Genomic DNA, 22,033 nt, shown 5'->3' with positions numbered 1-22,033 from the left:
CCTAGTCCCCGCCGGGGTGCAGGGCTTGCACGTCGGGGTGGTTGTAGTTCACCACGATGACGGAGAACGGGTGCGGCTCGCCCTCCCGCTTCTCGATGCGGATGGTGCCGGCATCGCGCAGGTGGTTGAGCAGGTCGCGGCGCTCGTAGTCGGGCAGTTCGGGCAGCTCGTCGGTGAGCAGGCGCATGAACGGGCCCAGCCACAGCTCGGGCACGCGGCGCTGCTGCTTGGCTTCCAGCTTCTGAAACTCGTTGAGAATGAAGGCCAGCGTGCGGCGCTCGATGTCGCGCGCCAGGGGCCGCACCGGCGCAAAGTCGGGTACGTCCTCGCTGGTGCGCGGTGCCGGCCGGGGCACCGCGGGCACCACCGGCCGGGGAGCTATGGCCGAGGGAATAGAGCCCACCTGGGGCCCTTTGGCGGTTTCGCGGGCGGCCAGAGCGGCGGCAGTGGGCACGCCCGCCAGGCCTTGCTCGCGCAGGCGGCGGCTTTCCTCCTGGAGGCGCAGGCGGTCGGTGCGGCGCTTTTCGAGTTGCTCGATGCGCTCGGCGCCCAGCAGGTCGCGGGCATCAATGAAGGATGCGGAGCCGATGTTCTGGAGCAAGTCGCCCGACACCGACTCGCGGAAGCCGGCCACCAGCACCTGCCGGGCCTGCCGGCGCAGGTGCTGCAGCACGGGGATGTAGTCCCGGTCGCCGGCCACGAGCACGAAGGTGCCGATGTCGGGCCGAGTGTACATCACCTCCAGCGCGTCGATGCAGAGCTGCATGTCGGCGGCGTTTTTGTGGTCGGTGCCCAGCACGTTGCGGGTACTCACGCCCATGAGGTAGAGGGCGCCTTGCGGGGCCGTGGCCAGGCGCTCGAAGTCGGCGTAGGCGTAGCTGATGAGCGAGTCGAGGCCCTTGGCGGCTAGCTGCTCGCGCAGGCTCCGGACGATATCGAGAACGTAGTCGTTGAGGTCGGGCGGGTCGTGGAAATGATTCTTGAGAAAATAATAAACATTCTCAAAATCAATGAATACCGCGGCGTACGGGGAAGCAGGGGACTTGGACGACATGAGGCAAAAAGAATGAATCCTATCACGGAGAAACAGCTCTGTGGGCAGACCAGAACATTTTGCAACACGCACCCCGCCGGCAAGCAGCCGCCCCGTGAACCCTTGGAAAGCAGGGACAACGGGTTGTCAATGGTGGCGGGTTTGCCAGCTTGTGCGTTATTTGACCGCATGAAGGTACGACACCTGGCTTCTACTGCGGCGGCGTGGCTGGCGCTGCAGTTTTCCCTTTGCCCGGCGGCGCAGGCCCAGCGCGCCGGGGGCGGCCCACCGGCCACGGACCCGTTTGGGCGGCGCGTGGTGCCGGCGCGGGCAGTGCCGGGCGGGCGGTACAAGTCGCACGTGTATGATGGTGACCTCGGCGTCCTCACCATTCGCGCCACAGATGGCAGCACTCGGCAGATACAAGAATGGAACTACGGGGTCATAAAAATCAGCTACTTCGCGCCCGGCCAGGCCCTGGCAACGGAGCCTTCCATCGGGGTCGCGAAGAATTCGCGTGAGTTCAGCCCCGACGGAGTGGTTGTGAATGCCCCGGCTGGCAAGCATAAGATGCTGCTGGCTGACCCATCCTCGGCTACGGCCGGCGCTGTGAACCTGCGCACCAACCATGGGACAGTCGTTGTTGATAAGGGCACGCTGCATATTACCTGGCGCAATGGCGCCAATACGCTTTATAGCGAAGCCGCCGCCCCTTTCCGCCAACAGGCCGCCCCTCCTACCCCGGCCACCTCGCCCGAACCCGGCGGCGTGGCCGTGCGCTTCCGCCTCGCGCCGGGCGAGCGGCTGTACGGCACCGGCTCCCGCGCCCTGCCCGTGGACCGGCGCGGCTACCGCCTGGAGCTCTACAACCAGGCCCACTACGGCTCCCAGAACAACGAGCCCAACCTGAACATCGCGCTGCCCACGGTGCTCAGCAGCCGCGGCTACATGCTGTTTTTCGACAACCATGCGCCGGGCTACCTCGACCTGGGCAAGGCCGATAAAAACGTGCTGGAATACGGCGGCGAAAACCTCACTGCCCTCTCCTACTTCGTGATAACCGGCCGCAACCAGACCGAAATCCTGGAGCGCTACACGGCCCTGACCGGCCGCCAGCCGCTGCCGCCGCGCTGGGCATTTGGGCTTATTCAGAGCCGTTTTGGCTACCAGACCGACGCGGAGATGCAGAGCGTGGCCGACCGCATGCGCCGCGAAAACTTCCCGCTCGACGCGCTGGTCCTGGACTTGTACTGGTTTGGCGGCACCACCCGGCAGGGCGACCTGGCCTGGGACCGCAGCCGCTTCCCCGACCCGGCTGGGATGATGAGCCGCCTGAATAAGCAGGGCGTGAAGACCGTGCTGATTTCGGAGCCTTACGTGATGCGCACTTCGCGCAACGACTCCACGGTGCGCACGCAGGGGCTGATGGGCACCACGGCGGCGGGCCGGCCGTTTACGGTGGGCTCATTCTGGGCCGGGCCGGCCAGCTTGCTTGACGTCTTCAAGCTCAAAACCCGTGACTGGCTGTGGGGCTACTACAAACAGCTGCACCAGGAAGGCGCCGCCGGCTGGTGGAGCGACCTGGGCGAGCCCGAAAACCACCCCGAGGCCATGCGGCACGCGCCCGGCCCGGCCCGCGCCGTGCACAACGCCTTCGGCCAAAGCTGGGCCGGCGTTTTCACCGAAGGCTATGCGAAAGACTTTCCCGACGAGCGGGTGTTCAACCTGGCGCGCTCGGGCTGGGCGGGCATGCAGCGCAACAGCGTGTTTCCGTGGTCGGGCGACATCAACCGCTCGTGGAGCGGCTTCCAAGCCCAGATTCCGGTGATGCTCGGCATGGGTCAGGGGGGCGTGGGCTATATGCACTCCGACGCCGGCGGCTTTTGCGTGGGCGGCATCGACCCGGAACTGTACACGCGCTGGCTGCAGATGGCCAGCCTCTGCCCCATCCTGCGGCCCCACGGCTCGGGCGTGCCGCCGGAGCCTTACTACTACCCCGACCCGTACAAAAGCAGCGTGCGCGCCGCCGTGCAGCTGCGGTATCAGTTGCTGCCCTACCTCTACACGCTGGCCTGGCAGAATACGGCGCGCGGCCTGCCGCTGGTGCGGGCCATGAATTTCAACAATGGCTATCCGAAGACCCCGGTGCCGCCACCGTCCAGAACCGAATTGTTAGCGCAGATAGCGGCGGCTCCGGATTGGGAAACGACGCCGAGAAGAGAGCGTTTCTACCCAGATGTGGTTACCAGTGCCCCATCCGATTCGCCGGTCACCAAAGCATTGGAAACGGTCAATGACCAATACCTGCTCGGGCCCGACCTATTGGTAGCCCCGGCGCTCCACCCCAGCCAGCGGCGGCGCAACGTGCTGCTGCCCAGCGGAAACTGGATTGATTTCCATTCCAACCAGACCTATGCTGGCAATAGCGTGGTGGGCGTGCCCGCCCCGCTGGCCCACACGCCCCTGCTGGTACGCGGCGGTGCCTTCCTGCCCATGACGGCCTACCGGCCCAGCACCGCGTTCTACCGCCCCGATACCCTACTGCTGCGCTACTACCCTGACCCCAGCGCGTCAGAGTCGGAGTTCACGATGTATGACGATGATGGGCATTCGGCCCGGGCCTTGGCGCGGCGGCAGTACGAGACGCTGACCATGCGCGGTTTCTGCACACCGGAGCAAACCGACGTGATTTTGAGCAGCAACGGCGGGTACCCGGGCCAGCCGGTGTTCCGGTTTTTGCGGCTGCTGGTGCAGCGGGTGGCGGCGCCGCCCACGGCCATTTTCTTCGATGAGAAGCCCGTGCCAGCCGAAGGCTACTCCTACGACCCGGTGAAGCACGAGCTGGAAGTACACTTCTTGATGAACGCCGGCGTGGCCGTAAGCCTGCGCGGCCTGAAAATCCTGACCGATACCGCCCCCAACGCCGCGCCCGAGACCCTGACCCTGGAGGCGCCCGATGCCCGCAGCTTCGGGGCGGGCGGCACTACGCTGCACTACACGCGCCACCTACGCAACGGCCCTGCCAGCAACGTGCTGACCATCTTCGACAGCCTCGGGCATCAGGTTTTTACCGAAACGCTATCGGATGAGCCCGGCCCGCACGCGTTGCGCTGGGACGCTCGCGGAGCCGCGCCCGGCGTGTACACGGCCGCAGTGGCCGGCCAGCATCAGCGGTTGATTGTGACGCGCTGATTGCAGAACGGAGCAGGCCAATGAATTTTCTGCAAAAGCTGTTTTGGGGGTTGTCGGCGCTGGGCGGCGGGCCGGTGGCGGCTCAACCCGCGGCCCCGGCCGTGCTGCGAGGCCGCGTGCTGCACCCCACCGATTCGGTGGTGTTTCTGGCGCGGCCGCGCAATCTGCTCGACCTCACGCCCGTGTTCGAACCGGTGCGGGTAAATCCGCAGGGCGAGTTTCAGGTGGTGCTCGACAGCCTGCCCCGGCCGCTGGCGGCCCAGTGGGGCCTGGGCCGCCCCGACCGGATGCGGCACTACACCGACCTCTGGCTGACGCCCGGCGACACCCTCACGCTGACGGTGGATGCCCGACGCTTCACCCACACCCTGCGTTTTGCCGGGCCCGGCGCGGCCGTGAACTACTACCGCGCCGCCCAGCGCCGGGCGCATACCGATAATTTCTACAACGCCCCCGAAGGCCGGCCCGAGCCCCGCAACCCGGCCCGGGTGCGCGCCCTGGCCGACCACTACCGCCAACGGGCCGAAGCCGTGCTACGCGCCGCCGACCACACCCACCCGTTGCCCCCGCCGCTCCGGCGCCAGGAAGCAGCAGCCATCCGCTACGACTGGGGCCACGCCCTGCTCACCTCCACCCACCGCTACGAGTACGGCAGGTGGCCGCAAAACCGCCTGCTCCGGCGCATGCCCGAAGCTTATTACCGCTTCCTGAGCGAGCTGCCGCTGCCCCAGGATTCGCTGCTGGCGCACCCGGCCTACCGGCTGTTTGTGCACTCCCACGCCAGCTACCTGCTGCGCGAGCGGCGCCAGCGGATGCCGTTTGCCGCGTTTGTGGCCCCCCAGTTTTCGTGGGCCTACGACACGGTGCGGCAGGTGCTGCCCGCTGGCGCCACCCGCCAGTATCTGCTGGCCCAGGTGCTGAACGACCTGCTGCGGCACGGCATCGCGGGCGACTTCGACGCCCGGCTGGCCGATTTTGAAGCCCTGGGAGCCACGCCCGAGCTGCGCGCGGCCCTGCGCCAACGGGCCGGCGAACTGGCCGGCACCCGCCCGCAGCAGCCCGCGCCCACCTTCGGCATGACGGACCCGAACGGCCGCCCTGTGCGCTGGACCGACCTGCAGGGCAAGTTGGTGTACGTGGACGTGTGGGCCAGCTGGTGCAAGCCTTGCCGGGCCGATGCGCCGGCCCTGCGAGCGTTGCAACTGCAGTTTGCCCCGCACGCCAGCCAGCTCGTCTTCGTCAGCCTTTCCATCGACACCAATGCTGCCGCCTGGCGCCGGGCCGTGGCCGCCGACCACCTGGCCGAAGCGCCCAACCAGTTGCAGGTGCTGGGCCGGCTGGCCGACCCCGCCCTGCGCCACCTATGGGAGCAACGGGGCGTACCCCAATGCTGGCTCATCGGCCCCGACGGCCTTATCATTGATGCAAATGCGCCGCACCCCAGCAACCCGGCCGCCCCGGCCGCGCTGGAAGCGTTACTCAAAGCCCGGTTCGGGCACAAACCAGCGCCTTAACCATTTCACCAGCGCCTTAACCATTTCATCTACTGCCAAGCCCATGCAGCCCTTCGACACCGCCCGCCTGCACCTGCGCCCGCTCACCGACACCGACACGGCCGGCATGTTTGCGCTCGATTCTGACCCGGCCGTGCACCGCTACCTCGGCGGCATCGGCGGTCGGCTGCTCACCACCCCGGCCGGAAGCCTGGACATGATACGCTTCATTCAGGCCCAATACGCCGCCAACGGCATTGGGCGCTGGGCCGTGCTGCTGCGCGAAACCGGCGAATTCATGGGCTGGGCCGGGCTGAAGCTGGTGGCCGGCCCCATCAACGGGCAACACGACTTCCATGACCTGGGCTACCGTTTCCGGCCGCAGTTCTGGGGGCAGGGCTACGGCTACGAGGCTGCGCAGGCCTGGCTCGACCACGGCTTCGGCGCGATGAATTTGCCCCGAATCTGCGGCTACGCCGACGCCGAAAACCTGGCTTCGCGTCGCATTCTGGCCAAAATAGGCTTGCGCAAAGGCAATGAGTTCACGGAAGACGGCGTGCGCTGCGTGTGGTACGAGGCCCGCAATCCGGCCACGCCCACGTAATCCTGCCTCAGAGCCGGCGCTAGAACGGCAGCCGTTGAAATACCAGCCGCACGCTGGCCCCGCCCATCGTCGTGGGCCCGGCAAAGCTGCCGCTGCAGAACCCGGGCATCAGATTGTCGACGGTGAGTGCGCCCGTGGTGGTGGGGCCGGTGTAGAACGGTCCGCCGCTGGAGGTGCCGCCGGCGGGGTAGTTGCAGGCCAGCACGGGACTATCGAGCAGCACCGGCCCGGTGCTGCTGGGAAATCCCTTGCCCACGTAGTAGTACAGCAATTCCAGGATTGAGCCATCGGGCAAGCCGGCGCGCAGCACCAAAATGCGCCGCTCCTGCCCCGAGGAGGACGGCGGCGGCGTGACGAGCGACACGTTGTAGCTGGTCAGGGTAGCGGTTTTGCCCGTGGCGTCGGTGTAAGTGACGGACGTGGCCGGCACAGCCGGCGGCTTGGGCGTGTCTTTGGAACAGGCGGCCAGCGTGAGCAGCAGCAAGAACAGGAAGGACTTCATGGCCCCAAGATAGGGCGCGGCGAGGGCTGGCGGCGCAGCAGCAGGTGCACCAGCAGCACCCAGCCCACGGCGCTGCTCCAGCCGGCCAGCACGTCGGAGGGATGATGCACGCCTAAGTACATACGCGCCCAGCCCACGGCCAGCGCAAACAGCGGCGCCAGCCCCTGCACCCACCAGCGGGCCCGGGCCTGCCACAGCAGCACGCCCAGCGCCGTGGCCAGCGCGGCCGTGTCCATGGCGTGCCCACTGGGAAAGCTGAGCGTGGTTTCGGGCCGAATGCTGGCCCACAGCGCGGGCCGGGGCCGCGCCACCAGCGCCTTGATGACCTGGGTGAGCAGCATGGAGCCGCCCACCGCGAGCGCCCACTCGCCCGCCGCGCGCCAGCGGCGGCGCCGGAGCAGCCAGCCCAGGCCCAGCACCCCGGCCGCCACCATGGGCCCGGTGTTACCCACAATGGTCAGAAACACGGCCAGGGCATCGAGCGCGGCCGTTGCGTGGCGGTGCCAGAACCAGAGCAGCGGCTCATCAAAGTTGACTTCTCCAGCAGTGAGCACGACCCACGCCAGGGCGCCAAAGATGGCCCAGGCCAGCAGCGCTCCAATTAGCACCCAGCGGATGTGCCCGCGCCAGCGCCGGTTCGCCGGCATCCAATACGAAGCGTTGGTCATGGGTAGGCGCTTGAAACAGCCCCGTGGATGGGCCGCGCTGGCGTGTACGGGCAGCGCGGCCGGCCGTTTGGCGGCAGGTGGCCAATTAGCGGGCCAGCAGGTCGAACGTAACCTGAAAATCGTTGCGAATGGCGTAGCTGCCCAGGTTTTGGAAGAAGGAGCTGGAGTTATAATTCACTCCAAACTCGGTGCGGTCGAGCGTGGCCGTGCCGCGCAGGCGCAGGCCGCCCGGCGCGGGCTCCACCGTCACGGGAAACGCCACCGGCTTGGTGATGCCTTTCAGCGTGAGCGTGCCGCTGGCCCGGCTCTCCTTAAAGCTCGTGAGCTCAAATACAGCCGTGGGAAACCTGGCCGCGTCAAAGAAGTCGGCGCCGCGCAGGTGCTCGGCTAGCTGGGCTTGTTCGTGGACGATGGTCGTCATGTCAATCACCACACGGGCGGCGCGCACGGTTTGGCCATCGGCCACCACGCGGCCCTCGCGCACCCGCACGGTGCCCTGCGGCGCCCAGCTGCCGGCCTCGGCCTGGCCCGTCCAGGTGAGGGTACCCGGGTCGAGGCGATAAGCAGTGCTGGCCGGACGCGCGGCACCCAGAAAAAGAAAAACGGCGAGAATGAACAGGCTTTTCATGGAAAATACGAGTTGGATAAACGTTAATGCAGAGTGAGTTGTGTCGACTTTCGGCAGCAGACGAGGGCCGCCCCGGTGCTATTTCGCAGGGCGCGGGTCGGCCTCGGTTTCGATGAGCCCGTAGCCTTTGTAGAGGTGCCCTTGCGCGTCCTTGGCGATGATGAACCACAGCGCATCGCCGCCGTAGAGCTGCCCGGCGCTGGCGGCGTAGCGGTAGTTGCGGCCGAAGGTGTAGGTGACGCCCTTTTTCAGCTTGCCGCCGGGGCAGTTGAACAGTTCGGCAAACTCAGCCGGGGTTTCGCGCAGGTTGGTTTGCCAGCCGGCGGCGCTGTACCAGATGTAGCTGCCACAAGCCACGATTTCCAGGTCGGCGGCTTCGGCGCGCACGCTGGTGCTGTGTTTCCAGACGTAGCCGCCGGGTACGGCCGGGTTGGGCTCGGGGTAAACGGGGTTGGGCGTGTGCCACAGCGCGAGGGCCACGGGCAGGCGGCGCAGCTCATCGGGCAGGGCGCGGGTGCGGTCGGTCCAGGCCGAAGGCGGGGCGGTTTGGGCTGAAGCCGGAGCAGGGCACAGGGCCAGCGCGCTGAGGACCAGCAGCAGGAAACGGGACATGAGCGGGACGTTTGAAGTACGACCCAAAGGTGGCCCGCTCCCCCGCCGCCCATCGCCCCGAAACCGGATATGGGACGTGCCATTACCGGATGTGGGCCCTTTTACCGCTGTCTAACCCCTCAGGCCTCGGCTTGGTACTCGCGCGGGGCCCGGCCGGTCATCTGCTTGAAGATGCGGTTGAAGGTGGTCTTCGAATTAAAGCCGCTCTCGAAGGCGATGCCGAGCAGGGTGAAGCGCCGGGCATCGGGCGCGGCCAGGCGGCGCTGCACTTCGGCCACGCGGTAGCCGTTCACCAGGTCGTTGAAGGAGCGACCGAAGCCGGCGTTCACGGTGAAGGAGATGAGGCGCGCCGGCAGGCCGGTGTGCGCCGAAAGCTCGGCCAGGGTGAGCGTGGGATTCTGGTAGAGCTTGTCGTCGACCAGCGCCCGGCGAATGCGCTCCATGATGCGCGGGTCGGGGCCGGGCGCCGAAGGCGGGCTTGCCGGTTGGATGGGTTGCGCGGGGCCGGTTGCGGCTGCTTCTACAACGGTTGGTTCGGCGGGTTCGGCTGCCACTGGCAGCGGCTCGACCGGGCCGGTTTCGGCAGGTACTTGCCCTGGCTGCTCCTCGGGCGCGAAGTGCACGGCGCGCATATCGGCCTGCCGCAGGCCCACGATTCCAATCACAAACACCACCACGCCCAGCAGCTCGGTGGAGTAATCGTAGCGGTAATACAGGCCGAAAAACTCGCGCAGCACCAGCTCCACCAGCCACTGCCCGCTCACCACGGCCAGCAGCACCAGCAGCCAGCGCAGCCAGCGCAGGCGCAGGCGCGACACTTCGGAGAAGTTGTCTTCCAGCCAGCGGCTGTACTGCCGCAGCAGGCGCAGGCTCAGGAACAGGTACACCATGAGCGAAACCCAGGTGCCGATGAATTCGAGCCGGTAGGTGACGGGGCGGTGCACGTGCTGCCAAAAGTCGTTGCGCACGGCGTAGGGCTGGAAGCGCAGCCACCAATACAGCGCCGCTTGCAACAGCACCGGCCCAAAGTGCAGCCAATAGCCGGCCCGCCAGCGAAAGCCGTGGTTGACGAGGCTGCGCACGTAGAAATACAGCAGCGGCCCAAACGCCAGCGAATAGTAGATGGGCGAGAAATACAGGTTGGCATTTTGCCCGTACAGCCCCGAAGCCCGAAAGAACCCGTCGAGCACCCACAGCGCAATGGCTGCCATGAGCAAAGCCAGAAAGCGGTTCGACACCCGATTGAAGGGCGACGCGGCCAGCAACCCGGCCGCAAAGCACGCTTGTGCAATGACGGCAAACAGCGCCACCGTCATGAAAGAAATCGGGACTTGCATAGGCCTCAGCGCCAACCGGCTGCCGCAAAGATGCAGCCTGGTGGGCTTTCCCGGTTTGGCTTACTTTGCGGCATGAGAATTCCCATTGCTTTCCGCGCCGGGGGCGCCCTGGCGGGGCTGCTGGTTGCGCTCGGGGCCTGCCAGTCGGGCCCCGGCGCGGGCACCGAACAACAAGCCGCCGCCCCGCCGGCCGCGGCCGTGCCCGACGCAGCGGCGTTCCGCGTGCGGCACCCGGCCTGGGCCACCACCGCCAGCATCTACCAGATAAATGTGCGCCAGTTCACCCCAGAAGGCACCTTTCGGGCGGCCGAGGCGCACCTGCCGCGCCTGCAACGCATGGGGGTGGGCATTGTGTGGCTCATGCCCATCAATCCCATTGGCCGGAGCCACCGCAAGGGCGCGCTGGGCAGCGCCTACTCCGTGCGCGACTACCGCGCCGTGAACCCCGACCTGGGCACGCTGGCCGACCTGCAGCATTTTGTGGGCACGGCGCACCGGCTGGGTCTGCGCGTCATCCTGGATTGGGTGGCCAACCACACGGCTTGGGACAGCAACCTCACCACCGAGCACCCCGACTGGTACACCCGCGACGCCAAGGGCAATTTCCGCCCGCCGGTGGCCGACTGGCAGGACGTCATCGACCTCGACTACCGCCAGCCCGCCCTGCGCCGCTACATGACCGAAAGCACGGTGTATTGGGTGAAAACCGCCGGCCTCGACGGCTTCCGCTGCGACGTGGCCGGGCTGGTGCCGACGGATTTCTGGAACGACACGCGGCGCGAATTGGAGAAGGTGAAACCGGTGTTTATGCTGGCCGAGTGGGACGAGCTGTTTCCGCCCACCTTCATTTCGCGCAAAGAGTTTGACCCCAATACCCGCCTGCTTGAGAAGGCCTTCGACGCCACCTACGCCCTCAGCCTGCACGGCCTGCTCGACAGCGTGGACCGCGGCCAGAAACCCACCGCCGAGCTGGCCCGCTACTGGGCCGCCGAGCGCCGGATGTACCCGCCCGGCGTGAACCTGATGACCTTCACCAGCACCCACGACATCAACGCCTGGGACGGCAGCGAGTACGAGCGCCTCGGGGCCAACGCCCTGCCCGAAGCCGTGCTCGCCATGCTCTGGCCCGGCATTCCGATGCTGTACAACGGCCAGGAAGCGGCCATGAAAAAGCGCCTGCGTTTCTTCGATAAGGACACCATTCCGTGGAACGGCTACCCGCTGCAGGGCTTCTACACCACGCTGCTGCAGCTCAAGAAACGGCATCCGGCGCTGCGCAATTTCGACGCGACTTCTGCCTTCCGGCTGCTGCCCGGCCCGGCCCACACCGTGGCTTTTGAGCGCCGCAAGGGCGACGCCGCCGTGGTGGTGGCCGTGAACCTGAGCAGCCAGCCCCAGGCGTTTCGCCTGCCGGCCCTGCCCGCTGCGCCCGGCCACTACTACGCGCCGCTGTTCTCCGGCCCGCCGTCGCCCCGGCCCCGAAACGCCGGCTTGCCCATCACGCTGCCGCCCCACGGCTACCAGGTGTGGGAACAAATCGCCCCGAAGTGAGTAAGCTGCTGTAAGCCTTTCCCTTCCTGCTGCTATGTCCTTGCTTGCCGAAACCATCACGCCCTTCGACTGGCAGCGCCTGCTGTGGTCGACGGAGGCGCCGCCGGCTTTTCTGTTTGAAATCGCCTTTCGCTGCGTGTTCACCTACCTGCTTACGCTGGCGGCCCTGCGCATCACGGGGCGGCGCGGGGTGCGGCAGCTGTCGCTGTTCGAGCTGAGCATCATTCTGGCCCTGGGTTCGGCGGCGGGCGACGCCATGTTTTACCACGACGTGGCCCTGGCGCACATTGCGGTGGTGTTCGGGGCGGTGATGCTGCTCTACATCCTCTTCAATCGCCTCACTGAGCACTTCCCACGCTTCAGCGACTGGCTGGAGGGCAAGCCCGTCCGCCTCATCGCCGACGGCGCCATTGTGGACCGCGCCCTGCGCAACCAGAACCTGACCCACAAGGAGCTATTCGGCGAGCTGCGCCAACTGCAGGTGGAGCACCTGGGCCAAGTGCGGCTGGCTTACATCGAAGCCACGGGCCAGGTGAGCGCCTACTTCTACCCCGACGACGAGGTGCGCCCCGGCCTGCCCATCATTCCCGAGCAGTTGGCCGCCCCGCTGGAAACCATTGCCCAGCCCGGCGACTACGCCTGCACCGAATGCGGCACCGTGGCAACGCTGCCGCCCTGCCCCTGCCACGCCTGCGCGGTGTGCCGCCGCGGCTGGTGGCTGCCCGCCAGCACGGCCCGGCGCGTGGCGTAGGGGTTGGCTCTGCAGCCCCCTTGCAGCTGACTTACTCAATTTCACAAAGCCGGCCCCGGTGCCCAAAACCCAACCTTCGGGCCTGCTTTCCGGTTAGTGCACCTCATTCCTAACACCACATTTTCGCTATGCAAACCCGTGAACTGGGCCGCTCCGGCCTGTCCATTGCGCCGCTCATGCTGGGCGGCAACGTCTTCGGCTGGACCATTGACGAGGCCACTTCCTTCGCCGTGCTCGATGCCTTCGTGGCCAACGGCGGCAACGCCATCGACACCGCCGACGGCTACTCGGTGTGGGTGCCGGGCCACGTGGGCGGCGAGTCCGAAACCATCATCGGCAAGTGGCTGCAGCGCCGCGGCCGCCGCGACGACGTCATTATCGCCACCAAAGTGGGCTGGGAAGTGAACGCCGACCACAAAGGCCTGAAAAAGGACTACATCCTGCGCGCCGTGGAAGGCTCACTCAAGCGCTTGGGCACCGACTACATCGACCTCTACCAGTCGCACAAAGACGACCCCACCACGCCCGTGGAGGAAACCCTGGAAGCCTACGCCCAACTGGTGAAGGAAGGCAAAGTGCGCGCCATCGGCGCCTCCAACTTCACCAACGAGCGCCTGCGCGAGTCTCTGGCCGCCAGCCAGCAGCACGGCTTCCCGCGCTACGAAACCCTGCAAAACCTCTACAACCTCTACGACCGCGAGGACTTCGAGAAGAACCTGGTCCCGCTCCTGCTCGAAGAAAGCATCAGCGCCATTCCGTACTACGGCCTGGCCGCCGGCTTCCTCACGGGCAAGTACCGCTCCGAAGCCGACCTGCAGAAAAGCCCCCGTGGCGGCGGCGTGGGCCAGAAATACCTCAACGAAAAGGGCCTGGGCATCCTCACCGCCCTCGACTCCGTGGCCGACCGGCAGTCGGCCACGCCGGCCCAGGTGGCCCTGGCCTGGCTGATGCAGGCGCCCAGCGTGGCCGCCCCATTGCCAGCGCCACCAGCGTGGGCCAGGTCACGGAGCTGCTCGAAGCCACTGAGCTCCGCCTCACGGCCGAGGATTTGGAAACACTGGAGCAGGCGCAGCCGGTGAAGGCGGAGTAACCGTTTCATGGGCATAGTTGAACGTCATGCAGAGCGCAGCGAAGCATCTCGCGTGCTGAAGTAGTTACCACGATTGAGTTACTGCCGCAAGCGAGATGCTTCGCTGCGCTCTGCATGACGTTCTTTTTTCCGCCGCTCCTTATCCTGATTACCTCAACTCATGACCTATACCAACAAGCGCGTGAAGCTGGCTTCGCGCCCCGTCGGGCTGCCGCAGCCGGCCAATTTAGAACTCGATGAAGTGGAAGTGCCGGCCCTCGCCGACGGCCAGGTGCTGGTCAAAATCGACTTCATCTCCCTCGACCCCGCCATGCGCGGCTGGATGAACGCAGGCCGTTCCTACATTAGGCCCATCGAGGTTGGCGACGTGTTTCGGGCGGGCACCGCGGGCCAGGTGGTGGAGTCGAAGAACCCCGCGTTTGCCGTGGGCGACTACGTGACCGGCAACCTCGGCGTGCAGCAATACGCCGTGGTGGGCACCGGCGCCACGGACCCCGGCAGCCCCGAATACCTGGTGAAAGTGGACACCAGCCTGGCGCCGCTCGAAGCCTACCTGGCCACGCTGGGCATGCCCGGCCTCACGGCCTATTTCGGCCTGCTCGACACCGGCCAGCCCCAGCCCGGCGACACCGTGGTGGTGAGCGGCGCGGCCGGCGCCGTGGGCAGCGTGGTGGGCCAGATTGCCAAGCTCAAAGGCTGCCGCGTGGTGGGCATTGTGGGCGACCAGGCCAAGGCCGACTACTGCCTGAACGTGCTGGGCTTCGACGCCTGCGTGAACTACAAAACCGAAAACGTACGCTCCGGCCTGCGCGCGGCCTGCCCCAGGGCATCGACGTGTATTTCGACAACGTGGGCGGCGAAATCCTCGATTTTGTGCTGGAGCAAATTCGCTTCAAGGCGCGCATCGTCATTTGCGGGGCCATTTCGCAGTACAACAACACCACGCCCGTGAAGGGCCCCAGCAACTACCTGGCCCTGCTCGTGAACCGGGCCCGCATGGAGGGCATCGTGGTGTTCGACAACGCCGCCAACTACGCCAGCGCCGCCCGCGAAATGGCCGGCTGGCTCCAAGAAGGCAAGCTGCACATGCCCAAAGTGCAGGTCGAGCACGGCATCGAAAACTTTCTGCCCGCGCTGCTGAAGCTGTTTTCGGGCGAGAACTTCGGCAAGCTGGTGCTGGCGCCGTAGCGCAGACTTTTAGTCCGCGAGTGTGCCAGCCGGGTATCCGCGGACTAAAAGTCCGCGTTACTTCACTACGTCGGCAAACTCGTACGTGCGGGCCACGTCCAGGGGCTTGCCGTCGGCTTCGGCGTAGGGGTACACGAAGTAGTTGAGCGGCGGGCCGGCCTGCTTGGGGGCCAACTCCACGTCGCGGCCGCGGGTGAATTCGACGCGGTTTTCGTCGTGGGCCCCGAAGAAGTAGTTGCGCTTGGCGGGGTTCTTGGCGGCTTCGGAGGCGTCGACGGGCACCCAGCCGGTTTCTGCGGTGTAGAACTCGGCCCAGCAGTGGTAGCCTTTCACTTCGCCCTTGCCGCGGTCGGCGGGCAGCGGCAGGCCGATGCTGAAGCGCGCTGGAATGCCCAGCGAGCGGCAGTAACCGATGACGATGGCGTGAAAATCGGTGCAGTTGCCGCGGCGGGCGTCGCAGGCGTAGTAGATGTCGCCGCGGCCCCAGCCCTGGCCGGTTTTGTCGTAGGTCACGGTGCTCACCACGTGCTCGTAGATGGCGCGGGCTTTTTCGAGGTCGGTTTTGGCGCCGGCCTTGGCCACCACTTCCTGGGCCTGCTGCTTGATTTTGGCATCGAGCGGCACCAAGCGGTCGGGCCCGAGCCAACGGGCCATGTTGGGGTCGGCCTTTTCCTTGCTGGGTTTGGCCGTGGACGAGCCGGCGCGCAGGTTGAGGTGCTCGCGGCGGGTAATGTGGGCGGTGAGCTTCACCACCAGCGGCGCGGTGGGCACGGTGGCCGGCTGCAAATGCACCATCTGGTTGCCGTAGGTGCCCTTTTCGATTTTGTAAGGCACCGGCGACTCAATGTTGAGGTCGCGCACGTCCTGGTTGGCGTCGGTGTGCGGCACGGGCAGCCACAGGTCGAGGGTTTGGGTGCCGGCGGGCGGCACGGGCACGGTGGCGGTGCTGGTGAGCACAAACGTGCGGCTTTTTGGCGGAGTAGCGCCAGCGGGGCCTTCGGCGGCGCCAAAGCCAGACAGCACGGCGCCAACACCCAGCAGCCCGGCCCAAACGGCCGAGCGGTTCAACAAGGAAAGGTTCACGAGAACGGGGCAACAAGTCGCTGCTGGCGGGCGTCGGTCAAGCTGGATGGAAGCGGAAAGGTGCTTCTACTCAACGGCCAAGGCCAGCAGCCGATGCCCGTTGACGCAATGCCGTGCGGCATTCGCCAGTCAGGGCCAACCAGACCCCAGCAGTATCCCAAAGGTACGACCCACGGCGCGGTGGCTATTTTCACGCCCAAACCGCCGCCCATGAAAGCCACCGCCCCGCCGGTTCTGGCCCTCGCCTCGTTTCCGCAGTCGCCTTCGGCGCAGCCTTACTACTGCGACCGGCTGGAAACGCACGTCGTCCGGTTTCCGCACGTGAACGTGGCACACGCCCACGATTTCTACCTGCTGCTCTACATCACGGCGGGCACGGGTACGCACACCGTCGACCTGGTGACGTATGAGCTGCGGCCGGGCAGCGTATTTTTTCTGGCGCCGGGGCAGGTGCACCACTGGCAGCTGGCGCCGGAGGTGCGCGGCTACGTGGTGTTTTTTTCGGCCGACTTCTACCTGTTTCGCTACCCCGGCCCCGGCCTCTACGCCTACCCGTTTTTCGGCAGCGCGCACCCGCCGGTGCGCTACCTGCCACCGGCCGAAACCGAAATCCAGCCCTTGTTTCAGCGCTTGTTCGACGAATACTTTGAGTCCCGCGCCAACCAAGCCGAGGTGTTTCGGAGCTACCTGCATCTGGTGCTGGAGCTGGCTGCCCGCCACTACCCCGCCCACGCCGCCGAGGCCGAAGCCGGCCTGCCGGCCCAGCAAATCCGGCAGTTTGGCGCCCTGCTCAACGAGCACTACCGCACCCGGCGCAGCGTGAGCGACTACGCCGACCTGCTGCACCTTTCGGCCAACCACCTCAACGCCCTGTGCCGCCGCGTACTCAACAAAACGGCCAGCGCCCTCATCCACGAGCGGGTCGTCACGGAGGCGCAGCGGCTGCTCAGCCACTCGGCGCTGAGCGTGGCGCAGGTGGCCTACGAGTTGGGGTTTGAAGACGCGTCGTACTTCGTGCGCTACTTCCGCAAGTACGCCGGCACCACGCCGGAGGCCTTCCGGCAGCAGCGTTGATTTGTCCTGTAAAGGCCTGAAATTGGGCGGCGATGCCCGCCCGATGGCCCGGTAATTTTGGGGTACCAATGCGGCGGGTGCCGCGCCGGCCCCGCGCCCATGAGCGCAGGCCGCTTTCTCCCGTATAGCTTTCGTTGCCCCATGTCTTCCTCCGCTCCGGCCATGACCGAACCCACCGATTCCTACGAGCTCATCGACTCGACGGCCCTGGCACTTGCCAAGCTGCGCTGCCCGCGCTGCCACCAAGGCAAGCTATTCAGCACGTCGGCCCTGAACGTGACCCAGTTTGCCCAAATGCCCGTCCAGTGCCCGGTGTGCGGCCAGAGCTTCGAGCCCGAGCCCGGCTTCTACTTTGGCTCCATGTACATCACCTTCGCCTTCAACGTGGGCACGTTTCTGGTGCTGGGCGTGCTGATTTACTACCTGCTCGGCAACCCCGACACCTGGGTGTACGTGGCCATCATTACCGGCTTTACGGTGCTGTTCACCCCGCTCATTCTGCGCTACTCGCGCGCGCTGATGCTGTACCTGTTTGGCGGCGTGCAGTATGACAGAAAATGGGGGCGGCGGTAGAGACGCAATATTTTGCGTCTCGTCGTTGCACGATTGCGCGTGAACGGTGCGGTCCCGGCCGTTCAACGCCGAGACGCAAAATATTGCGTCTCCACCCCGTTCAAACAGCAAAAAGCCCCGGCCGCTTCAGCAGCAGCCGGGGCTTTGCGTTTCGGGGCCTACCTGCCCTACCGCAGCACCTGCGCGCGCCACACGTTGTTGCCGGGGTTTACGTCGGGCAGCAGCTTGGTGGCGTTGAGGCGCACCTGGGCGAGGGGCGTGGTGGAGTTGTAGCGGAAGGTCCAGGTGCCGCCGCGCTGCCAGATTTCGACGGGCAGCTTCACGCGGGTGGTTTTGCCGTTGGTTTCGGTCACGTCGGCCGTCACGGGCATGGCGGCCTGGCCGCGGTTTTCGAGGGTAATGAGGGCGCCCTGGGCGGGGTCCTGGTTCACGTAGCTGACGGTGGTCACGGCCTGGTCCAGAATCCAGTTATTGTATACCCACTCGCGCCAGAACCAGCTTAAGTCTTCGCCGCTGGCCTCGTTCATGGTCCGGAAAAAGTCCTTCGGCTGCGGGTGCTTAAAGGCCCAGCGCTTGATGTAGGTGCGGAAAGCGTAATCGAACCGCTCCTCGCCCAGGATTTCTTCGCGCAGCAAAAACAGGCCGTAGCCCATCTTGCTGTAAGCGGCAAAGCCCAGGTTGCGCGACTGCGTCACGTCGGGCACGGTGTAGGGCGGGTCGGTGGCGGGGTCGAGGATGCCGCGCACCAGCCCGCCCACCAAGCGCGTGGTGTCGTTCAGCAGCTTGGCATACTCGCCGTTGTTGAAAGCCTGCGACGAGAGGATGTTGATGAAGGTGTTGAAGCCCTCGTCCATCCACGGGTACTTGCGCTCGTTCGAGCCCACAATCATCGGGAACCAGTTGTGGCCGAATTCGTGGTCTGTCACGCCCCACAGGCTGGCTTTGCGGGCCCGGGCGCCGCAAAACACAATGCCTGGGTACTCCATGCCGCCCACCACGCCGGCCACGTTGGTGGCCACGGGGTAGGTGTATTCGTACCACTGCTTCGAGTTGAATTCGATGCTCTTTTTCACGTACTCCGTCGAGCGGTTCCAGGCCGTGTCCTGGGCCGACTCCACCGGGTAGAGCGACATGGCCAGCGATTTGCGCCCGCTGGGCAGGTTCATCTTGGCCGCATCCCACACAAAGGCGGCCGAGGCGGCCCAGGCTACGTCGCGGGCCCGCTGGCAGCGGAAGTGCCAGCTCAGGCGCCCGCCCTTGCCGCCGGGGCGCGAGCCGGGCTGCGTTACCTCGTCCACCGAGCGCACGATGACCGTCTGGTCGGAGCCGGCGGCCTTGGCCAGGCGGTTTTGCTGGGCGCTGGTCAGCACTTCGGCGGGGTTCACCAGCTCGCCCGAGCCGCCCACCAGGAAGTTGGCCGGCACGTTCACGGTGTAGTCGAAGTTGCCGTATTCAAGGTAGAACTCGGCCGTGAGGTAAGGCAGCGTGTTCCAGCCCTCCACGTCGTCGTACACGGCCATGCGCGGGTACCACTGCGCGATTTCGAAGATTTCGCCGTTTTTGGTTTTGAGGCGACCCAGGCGGTCGGAGCCGTATTCGGGCACGTTGAAGCCGTAGTCGATGCTGATTTTCAGCTTGTCGCCCTTGGGCTTCATGGCCTCGGGCAAGATGATTTGCAGGCGGGTGTCCTGCACGCGGTAGTTGGCCTTCAGCTTCTTGCCGTGCAGCTCAATGCTCACGGTTTGCAGCGAGTCGCCGCCCTGAAAGCCGCGAGCGGAGTTGCCAAACCGGCCGCCGCCCACGGGCGTGGTGGCCGCCCCGCGCGAGTCGGCCCGGTACAGGTTCTGGTCCACGTAGAGCCACACGAAGGGCAAGGCGTCGGGGCTGTTGTTGGTGTAGGTGATGTCGACGGAGGCCGTCACGCGGGCCGTTTTGTCGTCGAGGCGGGCGTTGATTTTGTAGTCGGCCGCGTTTTGCCAGTACTGGGCGCCGGGCTGGCCACCGGCCGAGCGCGTGGGCGTGGCCATCTGCTCAATAAACGAAGGGTTGAACAGCGTGCGCGCGTCGTAGGCCGGGCCGGTAGGGACGGGAGCCTGAAACTGCGCCGCCGCCGTGCCAGCCGCCAGCAGCGCCGCACCCAGCAGGAAAGTGAATTTCATAAATAAATGAGAGGAATTGATTGAGGAAAGCCCGAAAAAGTCTGTTTTCCTGCCAAAGGTAACGGTATCGCCTTGCCGCTACGCCAGCACTTGGCGCACTCGTTCCATCAACCCGTTCAGGTCGGCCGCGTCCATTTCCTCCGCGTCGATAAACGGCGTTAGCGCGCCCGATTCGGCCACGGCAAACGCGGCCGGCAGCGGGTGCCGGGCCCACGCCGGGTAGCCGCCGATGAACTCGTCGCGGTGCAGGAAATCAACCGGCACGGGCAGGCCCGCAATGAACTCCCGCCACTCCGGCAGCATGCTGGTAGCGCCGTAGGTGATGGCGCACAGCGAGCACGGGTAGGTACTCGGCGATAGGATTTTGTGAAACGTGTCCTTCAGGCCCGCCAGCAAGCCCGCGTCGGCGTTGTACACAAAAACGAGGCGTTGGGGCATGACTGGCTACTGAATGGTCAGCTTGGCATAGGTACTGCTGGGTTCTTACAGGAAAATCAGCAGCTAGAGCAGCACTGGTTTCATAAAAACTTCGGCGGAGAATAGGGCTGCAAGCTACTGCCGCGCCCATCTTTGCGGACATGTCCGCTCCCGCTGCTCCCCTGCCCTACCTGGTTTTCGATTTCGACAGCACCTTCACCCAAGTGGAAGGGCTGGACGAATTGGCCGACATCGCCCTGCAAGGCCACCCCGACCAGGCCAAAGTCGTTGGCCAGATTAAGGCCCTTACCGACCAGGGCATGGCCGGCGAAATCGGCTTCCAGGAGTCGTTGAGCAAGCGGTTGGCGCTGCTGGGCGCCAACGAGCGCCACCTGGCGCCGCTCATTGCCCGCCTCCAAACCAAGGTGAGCGAGAGCATCCGGCGCAACGGGGCCTTCTTCCGGCAGTTTGCTGACCGGATTTACGTGGTGAGCAGCGGCTTCCGCGAGTTCATTGAGCCGGTGGTCGCCGAGTTCGGCATCGCGCCCGACCACGTGCTGGCCAACACCTTCACCTTCGATGCCGCCGGCAACATCACCGGCTGCGACCCGCAAAACGTGCTGAGCCGCGACGGCGGCAAAATCCGCCAACTGGTGCTGCTCGATTTGGACGGGCCGGTGTACGTGCTCGGCGACGGCTACACCGACTACCAAATTCGGGAAGCCGGTCTCGCACACCGATTTTACGCTTATACCGAGAATGTTAGCCGCCCTTCGGTGGTGGCCCAAGCCGACGAGGTGCTCCCCACCTTCGACGAGTTTTTGTACCAACTAAGACTGCCCATGACTCTTTCGTACCCCAAAAACCGCATCAAGGTGCTCCTGCTCGAGAATCCGGACGCCCGCGCCGCCGAGCTTTTCCGCCAGGAAGGCTACCAGGTGGAGGAAGTGAAAGGCGGACTCGACGAGGACGAGCTCATTCAACGCATTGAGGGCGTGAGCCTGCTCGGCATCCGTTCCAAAACCCAGGTGACGCAACGCGTGCTCGATGCCGCCAATCGCCTCATCGGCATCGGCGCGTTCTGCATCGGCACCAACCAGATTGACCTCGTGGGGGCCATGAAAAAGGGCGTGGCGGTGTTCAATGCCCCGTTTTCGAACACCCGCTCGGTGGTGGAGTTGGCCCTGGGCGAAATCATCGTGCTGGCCCGCCGCATTCCTGAAAAGAACCCTAAAATGCACGCCGGCGAGTGGGACAAGTCGGCCAGCGGCTCGTTTGAGATTCGCGGCAAGACGCTCGGCATCGTGGGTTACGGCAACATCGGGGCGCAACTGAGCGTGGTGGCCGAGGCCGTGGGCATGAAAGTGGTGTACTTCGACGTGGCCGAAAAGCTGCAGCTCGGCAACGCCGTGAAGTGCCGCACGCTGGAAGAGCTGCTCGCGCAGGCCGACGTGGTGACGCTGCACATCGACGGCCGCCCCGAAAACACCAACTACATCGGCGCCCAGGAGTTTGCGCTGATGAAAAAGGGCGCCCTGTTCCTCAACAATGCCCGCGGCCACGTGGTGGACGTGCCGGCCCTGGCCGACGCCCTGCGCAGCGGCCACCTCGGCGGCGCGGCCGTCGACGTGTTTCCCTACGAGCCCAAAACCAACCACGAAACCTTCGAAAACGAACTGCGCGGCCTGCCCAACGTGCTGCTCACGCCCCACATCGGCGGCAGCACGGCCGAGGCCCAGCGCAACATCGCCGAGTTTGTGCCGGAGCGCATCATGCAGTACATCAACACGGGCAATACGCAGCAGTCGGTCAATTTCCCCAACATTCAGCTGCCCACGCAGCAGGCCCACCGCCTCATCCACATCCACGCCAACGTGCCCGGCGTGCTGGCCAACATCAACAACGTGCTGGCTCAGCACCACGTCAACATTCTGGGCCAGTACCTGAAAACCAACGAGCATATCGGCTATGTGATTACCGACATCGACCGGCAGTATGACCAGGAGGTGATTCAGGCCCTGCGCGCGGTGGAGCACACCATCAAGTTCCGGGTGCTATATTAAACCGATTGGCAATCA

At 65.6% G+C, this 22,033-nt stretch carries 20 protein-coding genes; 11 read left to right on the top strand and 9 right to left on the bottom strand.

The annotated features are described in order from the left end of the window. Position 1: 1 nt before the first annotated feature. Entirely contained in the window at positions 2-1,054 is a 1,053-nt protein-coding gene (locus MUN81_RS07650) for an NYN domain-containing protein (protein ID WP_245116511.1), read from the bottom strand. A gap of 168 nt (positions 1,055-1,222) precedes the next feature. Here MUN81_RS07650 and MUN81_RS07645 point away from each other — a divergent pair, with 168 nt between their 5' ends. From MUN81_RS07645 to MUN81_RS07635, 3 genes are read left to right on the top strand one after another with little or no spacing between them, the layout of a single operon-like run. Further along, positions 1,223-4,225: a TIM-barrel domain-containing protein gene (locus MUN81_RS07645; RefSeq protein ID WP_245116509.1), complete on the top strand. Its 3,003-nt coding sequence runs from the start codon at positions 1,223-1,225 to the stop codon at positions 4,223-4,225. A 20-nt stretch (positions 4,226-4,245) separates the two neighbouring features. Further along, positions 4,246-5,739, top strand: coding sequence for a TlpA disulfide reductase family protein (locus MUN81_RS07640; protein ID WP_245116507.1), 1,494 nt, complete (start codon positions 4,246-4,248; stop codon positions 5,737-5,739). A 43-nt stretch (positions 5,740-5,782) separates the two neighbouring features. Continuing rightward, positions 5,783-6,322 carry a GNAT family N-acetyltransferase gene (locus MUN81_RS07635; protein WP_245116505.1) on the top strand — a complete coding sequence of 180 codons (540 nt, stop codon included), beginning with the start codon at positions 5,783-5,785 and terminating at the stop codon, positions 6,320-6,322. A 19-nt stretch (positions 6,323-6,341) separates the two neighbouring features. Here the strand turns inward: MUN81_RS07635 and MUN81_RS07630 are convergent, their stop codons facing one another. From MUN81_RS07630 to MUN81_RS07610, 5 genes are all read right to left on the bottom strand, one after another. Continuing rightward, a complete protein-coding gene (locus MUN81_RS07630; protein ID WP_245116503.1) occupies positions 6,342-6,824 on the bottom strand; it encodes a hypothetical protein in 483 nt (160 codons plus the stop codon). Further along, a complete protein-coding gene (locus MUN81_RS07625; RefSeq protein ID WP_245116501.1) occupies positions 6,821-7,492 on the bottom strand; it encodes a phosphatase PAP2 family protein in 672 nt (223 codons plus the stop codon). The genes MUN81_RS07630 and MUN81_RS07625 overlap by 4 nt, the downstream gene beginning before the upstream one ends. Positions 7,493-7,577: 85 nt before the next feature. Continuing rightward, complete coding sequence (locus MUN81_RS07620; protein WP_245116499.1) at positions 7,578-8,120, bottom strand: YceI family protein; 543 nt, start codon at positions 8,118-8,120, stop codon at positions 7,578-7,580. 78 nt (positions 8,121-8,198) lie between these two features. Continuing rightward, positions 8,199-8,732 (bottom strand): hypothetical protein, encoded by a 534-nt coding sequence (locus MUN81_RS07615; RefSeq protein WP_245116497.1) that lies wholly within the window; start codon positions 8,730-8,732, stop codon positions 8,199-8,201. A gap of 119 nt (positions 8,733-8,851) precedes the next feature. Further along, positions 8,852-10,069: a helix-turn-helix domain-containing protein gene (locus MUN81_RS07610; RefSeq protein WP_245116496.1), complete on the bottom strand. Its 1,218-nt coding sequence runs from the start codon at positions 10,067-10,069 to the stop codon at positions 8,852-8,854. A 72-nt stretch (positions 10,070-10,141) separates the two neighbouring features. Between MUN81_RS07610 and MUN81_RS07605 the strand changes: the two genes are divergently transcribed. From MUN81_RS07605 to MUN81_RS07585, 5 genes are all read left to right on the top strand, one after another. Further along, on the top strand, positions 10,142-11,620 hold the full coding sequence (locus MUN81_RS07605; RefSeq protein ID WP_245116494.1) for an alpha-amylase family glycosyl hydrolase: 1,479 nt from the start codon (positions 10,142-10,144) through the stop codon (positions 11,618-11,620). 34 nt (positions 11,621-11,654) lie between these two features. Beyond that, positions 11,655-12,371, top strand: a complete 717-nt coding sequence (locus MUN81_RS07600) for a DUF421 domain-containing protein (RefSeq protein WP_245116492.1) — start codon at positions 11,655-11,657, stop codon at positions 12,369-12,371. A 128-nt stretch (positions 12,372-12,499) separates the two neighbouring features. Continuing rightward, entirely contained in the window at positions 12,500-13,450 is a 951-nt protein-coding gene (locus MUN81_RS07595; protein ID WP_245116490.1) for an aldo/keto reductase, read from the top strand. Positions 13,451-13,621: 171 nt separating this feature from the next. Continuing rightward, complete coding sequence (locus MUN81_RS07590; protein ID WP_245116488.1) at positions 13,622-14,413, top strand: NADP-dependent oxidoreductase; 792 nt, start codon at positions 13,622-13,624, stop codon at positions 14,411-14,413. Then, on the top strand, positions 14,296-14,649 hold the full coding sequence (locus MUN81_RS07585) for a hypothetical protein (protein WP_348533167.1): 354 nt from the start codon (positions 14,296-14,298) through the stop codon (positions 14,647-14,649). The genes MUN81_RS07590 and MUN81_RS07585 overlap by 118 nt, the downstream gene beginning before the upstream one ends. 57 nt (positions 14,650-14,706) lie before the next feature. Here MUN81_RS07585 and MUN81_RS07580 read toward each other — a convergent pair whose 3' ends face one another. After that, positions 14,707-15,732 (bottom strand): transglutaminase domain-containing protein, encoded by a 1,026-nt coding sequence (locus MUN81_RS07580; protein ID WP_245116486.1) that lies wholly within the window; start codon positions 15,730-15,732, stop codon positions 14,707-14,709. 210 nt (positions 15,733-15,942) lie between these two features. Between MUN81_RS07580 and MUN81_RS07575 the strand changes: the two genes are divergently transcribed. Both MUN81_RS07575 and MUN81_RS07570 read left to right on the top strand, forming a co-directional pair. Beyond that, a complete protein-coding gene (locus MUN81_RS07575) occupies positions 15,943-16,806 on the top strand; it encodes an AraC family transcriptional regulator (protein ID WP_245116478.1) in 864 nt (287 codons plus the stop codon). Positions 16,807-16,947: 141 nt separating this feature from the next. Further along, on the top strand, positions 16,948-17,379 hold the full coding sequence (locus tag MUN81_RS07570) for a DUF983 domain-containing protein (RefSeq protein WP_245116476.1): 432 nt from the start codon (positions 16,948-16,950) through the stop codon (positions 17,377-17,379). A gap of 167 nt (positions 17,380-17,546) precedes the next feature. Here the strand turns inward: MUN81_RS07570 and MUN81_RS07565 are convergent, their stop codons facing one another. Both MUN81_RS07565 and MUN81_RS07560 read right to left on the bottom strand, forming a co-directional pair. Beyond that, positions 17,547-19,538, bottom strand: coding sequence for a M1 family metallopeptidase (locus MUN81_RS07565; RefSeq protein ID WP_245116474.1), 1,992 nt, complete (start codon positions 19,536-19,538; stop codon positions 17,547-17,549). 78 nt (positions 19,539-19,616) lie between these two features. After that, the gene (locus MUN81_RS07560) at positions 19,617-19,976 is read right to left on the bottom strand and encodes a hypothetical protein (RefSeq protein WP_245116472.1); all 360 of its coding nucleotides are present in this window, start codon (positions 19,974-19,976) and stop codon (positions 19,617-19,619) included. Positions 19,977-20,116: 140 nt separating this feature from the next. Here MUN81_RS07560 and serA point away from each other — a divergent pair, with 140 nt between their 5' ends. After that, on the top strand, positions 20,117-22,018 hold the full coding sequence (gene serA / locus MUN81_RS07555) for a phosphoglycerate dehydrogenase (protein WP_245116470.1): 1,902 nt from the start codon (positions 20,117-20,119) through the stop codon (positions 22,016-22,018). The last annotated feature ends 15 nt before the right edge of the window (positions 22,019-22,033 follow it).

Source organism: Hymenobacter sp. 5317J-9 (assembly GCF_022921075.1).
In the GTDB taxonomy this organism is placed as follows: domain Bacteria; phylum Bacteroidota; class Bacteroidia; order Cytophagales; family Hymenobacteraceae; genus Hymenobacter.
Note: the sequence above shows the minus strand (reverse complement) of the source record. Positions and strands in the feature narration are given on the sequence as shown.

What these genes read in the sequence shown, in the direction of transcription:
- MUN81_RS07595 (WP_245116490.1), top strand. Translation starts at nt 12,500, where the DNA reads ATGCAAACCCGTGAACTGGGCCGCTCCGGCCTGTCCATTGCGCCGCTC.
- MUN81_RS07560 (WP_245116472.1), bottom strand. Translation starts at nt 19,976, where the DNA reads ATGCCCCAACGCCTCGTTTTTGTGTACAACGCCGACGCGGGCTTGCTG.
- MUN81_RS07620 (WP_245116499.1), bottom strand. Translation starts at nt 8,120, where the DNA reads ATGAAAAGCCTGTTCATTCTCGCCGTTTTTCTTTTTCTGGGTGCCGCG.
- MUN81_RS07645 (WP_245116509.1), top strand. Translation starts at nt 1,223, where the DNA reads ATGAAGGTACGACACCTGGCTTCTACTGCGGCGGCGTGGCTGGCGCTG.
- MUN81_RS07640 (WP_245116507.1), top strand. Translation starts at nt 4,246, where the DNA reads ATGAATTTTCTGCAAAAGCTGTTTTGGGGGTTGTCGGCGCTGGGCGGC.
- MUN81_RS07590 (WP_245116488.1), top strand. Translation starts at nt 13,622, where the DNA reads ATGACCTATACCAACAAGCGCGTGAAGCTGGCTTCGCGCCCCGTCGGG.
- MUN81_RS07625 (WP_245116501.1), bottom strand. Translation starts at nt 7,492, where the DNA reads ATGACCAACGCTTCGTATTGGATGCCGGCGAACCGGCGCTGGCGCGGG.
- MUN81_RS07575 (WP_245116478.1), top strand. Translation starts at nt 15,943, where the DNA reads ATGAAAGCCACCGCCCCGCCGGTTCTGGCCCTCGCCTCGTTTCCGCAG.
- MUN81_RS07570 (WP_245116476.1), top strand. Translation starts at nt 16,948, where the DNA reads ATGTCTTCCTCCGCTCCGGCCATGACCGAACCCACCGATTCCTACGAG.
- MUN81_RS07650 (WP_245116511.1), bottom strand. Translation starts at nt 1,054, where the DNA reads ATGTCGTCCAAGTCCCCTGCTTCCCCGTACGCCGCGGTATTCATTGAT.
- MUN81_RS07635 (WP_245116505.1), top strand. Translation starts at nt 5,783, where the DNA reads ATGCAGCCCTTCGACACCGCCCGCCTGCACCTGCGCCCGCTCACCGAC.
- MUN81_RS07605 (WP_245116494.1), top strand. Translation starts at nt 10,142, where the DNA reads ATGAGAATTCCCATTGCTTTCCGCGCCGGGGGCGCCCTGGCGGGGCTG.
- MUN81_RS07630 (WP_245116503.1), bottom strand. Translation starts at nt 6,824, where the DNA reads ATGAAGTCCTTCCTGTTCTTGCTGCTGCTCACGCTGGCCGCCTGTTCC.
- MUN81_RS07565 (WP_245116474.1), bottom strand. Translation starts at nt 19,538, where the DNA reads ATGAAATTCACTTTCCTGCTGGGTGCGGCGCTGCTGGCGGCTGGCACG.
- MUN81_RS07610 (WP_245116496.1), bottom strand. Translation starts at nt 10,069, where the DNA reads ATGCAAGTCCCGATTTCTTTCATGACGGTGGCGCTGTTTGCCGTCATT.
- serA (WP_245116470.1), top strand. Translation starts at nt 20,117, where the DNA reads ATGTCCGCTCCCGCTGCTCCCCTGCCCTACCTGGTTTTCGATTTCGAC.
- MUN81_RS07615 (WP_245116497.1), bottom strand. Translation starts at nt 8,732, where the DNA reads ATGTCCCGTTTCCTGCTGCTGGTCCTCAGCGCGCTGGCCCTGTGCCCT.
- MUN81_RS07600 (WP_245116492.1), top strand. Translation starts at nt 11,655, where the DNA reads ATGTCCTTGCTTGCCGAAACCATCACGCCCTTCGACTGGCAGCGCCTG.